Below are 2,110 nucleotides of genomic sequence, written 5' to 3'. Positions count from 1 at the left end.
ACGACCACGGCGAAGAAATCTGGGGCGGCATTCCGGGCAGCCCTGAAGAAGACGGCGACCGCTGGATTGAAATTTGGAACTGCGTATTTATGCAGTTCAACCGCGACGAACAAGGCAATATGAATCCGCTGCCTAAACCATCCGTTGATACCGGCATGGGCTTGGAGCGTATGGCGGCTGTGATGCAGCATGTTCACAGCAACTACGAAATCGATTTGTTCCAAGACTTGCTCAAAGCCGTTGCCCGCGAAACCGGCGCACCTTTCAGCATGGAAGAACCAAGCCTGAAAGTCATCGCCGACCACATCCGCTCCTGCTCCTTCCTAATTGCAGACGGCGTATTGCCTTCCAACGAAGGCCGCGGCTACGTATTGCGCCGCATTATCCGCCGCGCCGTACGCCATGGCTACAAACTGGGTCAAAGCAAACCATTCTTCCACAAACTGGTGGCCGATTTGGTTAAAGAGATGGGCGATGCCTACCCTGAATTGAAAGAAAAACAAGTTCAAATCGAAGAAGCGTTGAAAAACGAAGAAAGCCGTTTTGCTCAAACTCTGGAAACCGGTATGGCTTTGTTGGAAAACGCGCTTGCCAAAGGCAGCAAAAAACTCGACGGCGAAATCATCTTCAAACTCTACGATACCTACGGTTTCCCATACGACTTGACCGCCGACATCTGCCGCGAACGCAATATCGAACTAGACGAAGCAGGCTTCGAGCGCGAAATGGAAGCCCAACGCGCACGCGCACGTGCCGCACAAAGCTTCAAAGCCAATGCCCAACTTCCTTACGAAGGTCAAGACACCGAGTTTAAAGGTTATAGCGAACGCCAAACCGAATCCAAAGTCCTCGCCCTCTACAAAGACGGCGAGCAAGTCAACGAATTAAACGAAGGCGACGAAGGTGCCGTCGTTATCGACTTTACCCCGTTTTATGCAGAATCCGGCGGTCAAGTCGGCGACGTCGGCTATATCTTCGCAGGCGAAAACCGCTTTGAAGTACACGATACCCAAAAAATCAAAGCGGCCGTATTCGGTCAATTCGGCGTACAAACTTCAGGCCGTCTGAAAGTCGGTGACAGCGTTACCGCCAAAGTGGATGACGAAATCCGCAATGCCAATATGCGCAACCACAGCGCGACCCACTTAATGCACAAAGCCCTGCGCGATGTATTGGGCGAACACGTTGAACAAAAAGGCTCTTTGGTTACCGCCGAATCCACCCGTTTCGACATTTCCCATCCTCAAGCGGTAACTGCCGAAGAAATCGCCGAAGTAGAACGCCGCGTCAACGAAGCCATTTTGGCCAACGTTGCCGTCAACGCAGCCATTATGAGCATGGAAGATGCCCAAAAAACCGGTGCCATGATGCTCTTCGGCGAAAAATACGGCGACGAAGTCCGCGTACTGCAAATGGGCGGTTTCTCTACCGAATTGTGCGGTGGTACACACGTTTCACGCACCGGCGACATCGGCCTCTTCAAAATCATCAGCGAAGGCGGTATTGCCGCAGGCGTGCGCCGTATCGAAGCCATCACCGGCCTGAACGCACTCAAATGGGCGCAAGAGCAAGAACGCTTGGTTAAAGACATTATTGCCGAAACCAAAGCTCAAACCGAAAAAGACGTACTGGCGAAAATCCAAGCAGGCGCAACACACGCCAAAGCATTGGAAAAAGAATTGGCACGCGCCAAAGCCGAACTCGCCGTCCACGCAGGCGCCAAACTCTTGGACGATGCAAAAGACCTGGGCTCAGCCAAACTCGTTGCCGCCCAAATCGAAGCCGATGCCGCAGCCCTGCGCGAAATCGTGACCGACTTAACCGGCAAATCAGAACAAGCCATCGTATTACTCGCCGCAGTCAACGACGGCAAAGTTTCCCTGTGTGCCGGCGTATCCAAACCGCTGACTGGCAAAGTCAAAGCAGGTGATCTGGTTAAATTTGCAGCCGAACAAGTCGGCGGCAAAGGCGGCGGCAGACCGGATTTGGCACAGGCGGGGGGAACGGATGCTTCCCAAGTCGGCACGATGCTGGATTCGGTAGAAAGCTGGGTTAGAGAGAAGCTGTAATTAGGAACGTGCAAGCTGCCTGAAAATAGTGGGTTTCAGGT

The 2,110-nt window shown here is 53.1% G+C and carries 1 protein-coding gene; it reads left to right on the top strand.

What is annotated here, in order from left to right:
* The coding region (gene alaS / locus ACTHUT_RS18690; RefSeq protein WP_440419372.1) for an alanine--tRNA ligase at positions 1-2,069 on the top strand (2,069 nt) is incomplete at its 5' end.
* Between the last annotated feature and the right edge of the window lie 41 nt (positions 2,070-2,110).

The sequence above is a fragment of the Neisseria sp. P0022.S010 genome (genome assembly GCF_051956635.1).
This window is presented reverse-complemented; position numbering and strand designations above follow the sequence as displayed.